This window comes from Thermococcus sp. 101 C5 (assembly GCF_009372125.1).
GTDB classification, from domain to species: domain Archaea; phylum Methanobacteriota_B; class Thermococci; order Thermococcales; family Thermococcaceae; genus Thermococcus_A; species Thermococcus_A bergensis.
Map to the genome: position 1 here is coordinate 1 of NZ_WHIZ01000100.1, position 4,058 is coordinate 4,058.

Sequence of the window (4,058 nt, forward strand, 5' to 3'; positions counted from 1 at the left end):
GTAATGTGTTATGGTCTGAAAATCCTCCTCAGAGTCAAATACTGTTTAAATAACAGGGGGTGAAACTAAACACGCCCTCTTCTGCAGTTCTTTTAATATATCTTCTATTGCTTCATCGTCAAAGTATATGTTTATCTTTTCTCTTTTCCCCTCTACGGTCAGCGGCTCATGCTCCAAGAGAGTTTCAATTAATTCGATTTTTGTATCCTTCTTTTCAGCTATTTCAAGTATTGCATTTGCCAGTACTGACTTTCCAATTCCCACAAACATGGCCTCGACCAAAGAATCTTCGGTGGCATATTCCTCCGCTATTTCCAAAGCCCTCTTTATCATTTCTTCCTCGATTTCAAGAACCTCGACAAAGTATTTTCTCATAAAGGAGAGCTCAGTTGTGAGTGTTGCGTCGAGCTTATCCTCTATCTCCTCCAGCACATCCTCAAGCTCATCGATGTTAAACCTGAACTCAATTTCAAGTTCATCAAGTTTAGGCTTATTAAGAAGCCTGAGCTTCTCCTCTCCCTCAACATATCCGTTCTCGATCAATGCGGTTATGAGCGTCAGCTTGGGAACATTTACCTCATCGAAGAGCTCCTTAAATTCTTTCTCTTCTCCCACATTCCATTCATCCATAAGAGCATCAAAAGTTGCTCTTATTTCTTCGAGAGTATCCTCAATTACTTCAATGCCTTCAGATTTCTTAACAAGTTCACTAAACTTTCCCTTAATTACAATGATGTGATGAAGCTCCCATCCGAGTTCCTCCCGGGTTTTGTTCATTATTCCCTCTTTGCTGAGCTCTTTTGAAAGTTCTATCATATCTTCCTTACTAAGCACTTCAAACCTCACGGTCATTCACCAAAAAATAGGAAGGGTTCCTAAGTTATAAACCTTGAGCCTAGGTAACTTTTACGATTCTCTCTGCCCAGGGGGATATCCTCACCTTTATGTACCCTTTAAGCTTCTCATCAACCTCTTTATCTCCGGTGTAAACTCTTATTGTCCCTTTGACTTTTGAGGGAGTGGCCACTACAATAATGTTTTCCTTTGGTATATGCCTCAAAACTTCCGGAGAGAACTGCTGGTTGCCCCTGCCAAAAAGAAAGTTCAGACCCCCCACAACAGTTACAATGATTTTTGGATTTCTATGGACATATTTCAGCAGGTCTTTTTCTTGAGCGTCTTTTACAAGAAGCTTTGCGTTTCCGTTTTCTATTTCAACTATATCTACTCCCAGAAGTGTCCCGTCTATTCCAAGCTTATCCTTAATCTTTTTAATTGTCGAGCCAGCTCCCAGAAAATAAATCCCATCCTCAAGCTCCTCTACAATAGCTTCAGCTATTGCGTCGAGTTCTTCTTCCTCATCTACGGGAATGCTCTCTTTTGCTCCCTGCACGAGGGTTTCCATATAGGGCGTTAAGGCCTTTCCATAGAGCTTTGCTCTCACTTCATCGTGTCTGTATGCATTCTCATCAAGGTCGAGGATTTCCCTTTCCACAAGCTTTGCGTTTCCCTTTGCAAACTCGACAAGAAGCCTTGCAGCGTCTTCTGGGGAAGTTGCAAAAACTCCGGAGAACATCTTAACTCCAGTTGGAATTCCAAGGATGGGCTTTTCACTGTCTATCGCCTCGTATATATTCCTCGCCGTCCCGTCTCCTCCTGCAAAGACCAGTATGTCCACTTCATCTTTCATAAGCTTTGCAAGCGTTTTTGTATCCTCCTCAGTAGTGTCGGGAATTTTAACACCGGATATTTCTTTATGTTTGATTTCTCTGTGTTTAATAACCCTATATGGGAAGCTAAACTCCTTAACAGCATCCTCCCCAAGCCCATCCGGGCCAGTCAAGAATTCGACCTCGACATCATAATGAGAAAGCTCACTCAAAAAGAGCTTTGTAAACTCAAGCGCCACAGGCTTAGCCCCTCTTTTTATGGCCTCTTCAACCACCCCATCTGTGCCTTTTAGGGCAACTCTACCGCCCATTCCGGCTATTGGATTGACTATCAAGCCAACTATCATTTTCATTTCACCCTCACCGCATGTATTTCCTTGCAAAGACCGTCAGGAAGACAGCCCACATGAACATACCGAAAAGGGCCTCGACTGAAGCAATTACCCGTCCAATACCAACGGGATGAAGGTCTCCATAACCGAGGGTTGTTGCCGTCACTACACTAAAATATTCATAGTCAAGAAAGCTCTTCAGCGGCACACCGGAGCTTGTGACGCTTTTTGTGAAATAGAAGAGAACCGGAAATACAATGTTAACCATGAACAACCAGATAACAATTGGTCTTTTCCAGTCTGTCCCATATTTGCACGTTAAGTCAGCAAAAAACCACTCAAAAAGGCCTTCCAAAAGATGGAAGTAGTGTTTTATTTTGGTTCCAATTCTACCAAGAGGGAGGTGCGGGAGGCGTACTCTGATTCCGAGCTTGGGCAGGTATGTCACGTATCTTCCCATCTTCTGCTTTCTTCTGGCAAGCATCTCCAAATAGTAATATTCATCCGCCTTTTCTTTGTCACCGCTTTTTTCCCACGTAATCCTTGCCAGACGGTAGAAAAATTCCTCCATTGCCGGGTTATTGAAGCTGCACTCTTCAAGGATTACAAATCCTATTACATTCAACTCAGCTAAAAGGTTTGGAAGCACTGTCAGGTTCCACGTTGTGTTCCCGTAGAACGCGACGCTCTTAAAGACGAGGTTGTTGTAAATTGTAGTGTGTACAAACTCGGGGACTTTTAACCGCCCTCCTCTTATCTCTACATGTCCCGGAACTTCAAGGCTTTCAAGTTGAAGGACTCCATCAAAGTTTCTGATGAATATCCTAACCTGTCTCTTAAACCTGGGGCTTGGATCAAACACCACATTTTTTATTAGGAAGATTCTGGCCTTTACGTGCTTTTTCGAGATTCTAGATAATGTTATCCCGTGTTCATCCAAAAGTTCTTTAAGCAAGGGGTATCTGGAATTTATTGCTATCTTCCTAACGTTTTTGAGGTCTGAAAGCTCTATTCTCCCGTGGATTGTTTCCTTTTCCCCATATTCTTCCTCACCTGATATGGCTCGCTCAGCATACTGAACGGAGTTCATCATTAAATATCGAACCGTGCTGTTCTTTACAGAAATCGAGTTCTCAAATTTGACGTCAAGAATATTGAAACCAAAAAAGGTGGAGTTCTTTACCCAAATCGTCGCTATAGATGACGCTATCAATACGACCCTCTCAATCTCACAATTGAAAATAGAAAGCCCTTTCAGGTCAGAATTTTCGACAATAAGAGTCTTTATCTTTGAGTTCTTAAAAATGAGGGGTTTTTCGCTCTTTAGGTCAGAGATTTTAGCCTCATACAGCTGAACCCCTTCAAAGTACCTAACTCCCCTATTCAGCTTCCTCTTAAATGCACTCTCCTTGATCTCCTTTATCTTTTCTCCATAGAGTAACTCGCCCTCATCAAAAGGAATATGGAGTGAGCAGTACTTTGAACCCGCTAAGGACTTTGTTTTGCATTTTTCACCATTTTCAAAGGTATATTCGCACATGCTCTCACCAAAATTACTCCTTAGCTATCACAATATCGTCGAGACTTTTTAATTTTGCTTTTTTCACTGACTCCTCAATTTTTGTATGGATTTCTTGGAGAGGTCTAAGGATTATTGCCTCAATTTCCGAAAAGCCCAGCTTTTTCCTCGCATACGCTCTGTGGTGTCCGTCTAAGATGTAGTACTTTCCCCTGTGTTCTAAAACTATGACGGGAGCATCGTAGCCGTGGACTATCTCTTGAAGCACTACTACCAGCTTTTTCTCACTCAGCTCCCATTGGGTCGGTATGAGAACATCGAGGGGGAGATACCTGTGCTCTAGTTCAAATGGTACACCATAGATGGCTTCATTTTCTTTCTTTATCCTCTCTGCTCTTTTAAATGCCTCTTCTCTGGTTATAAGTCTAATCACCTTTAACTCCCCTAACAACTATAAACGCCGTTCTGCCTACCCGTAAAGTGTGTGTAGAGTGTTAATTTCGTAACGGGTGGGCTTCCCTCCTCCCGTCTTCATCG

Annotated in this window: 4 protein-coding genes; all 4 read right to left on the bottom strand. The window is 42.5% G+C overall.

Annotated elements, in window-relative coordinates; genetic code table 11:
- Window positions 1–45: 45 nt before the first annotated feature.
- From GBV73_RS10660 to GBV73_RS10675, 4 genes are read right to left on the bottom strand one after another with little or no spacing between them, the layout of a single operon-like run.
- A complete protein-coding gene (locus GBV73_RS10660) occupies window positions 46–846 on the bottom strand; it encodes a hypothetical protein (protein WP_371717097.1) in 801 nt (266 codons plus the stop codon).
- A 49-nt stretch (window positions 847–895) separates the two neighbouring features.
- The gene (locus GBV73_RS10665) at window positions 896–2,017 is read right to left on the bottom strand and encodes an ATP-NAD kinase family protein (RefSeq protein WP_152881259.1); all 1,122 of its coding nucleotides are present in this window, start codon (window positions 2,015–2,017) and stop codon (window positions 896–898) included.
- A 13-nt stretch (window positions 2,018–2,030) separates the two neighbouring features.
- Window positions 2,031–3,542, bottom strand: coding sequence for a potassium channel family protein (locus GBV73_RS10670; protein WP_152881261.1), 1,512 nt, complete (start codon window positions 3,540–3,542; stop codon window positions 2,031–2,033).
- Between the two features lie 13 nt (window positions 3,543–3,555).
- Window positions 3,556–3,954, bottom strand: a complete 399-nt coding sequence (locus tag GBV73_RS10675) for a ParB/RepB/Spo0J family partition protein (protein ID WP_371717098.1) — start codon at window positions 3,952–3,954, stop codon at window positions 3,556–3,558.
- Window positions 3,955–4,058: the final 104 nt, after the last annotated feature.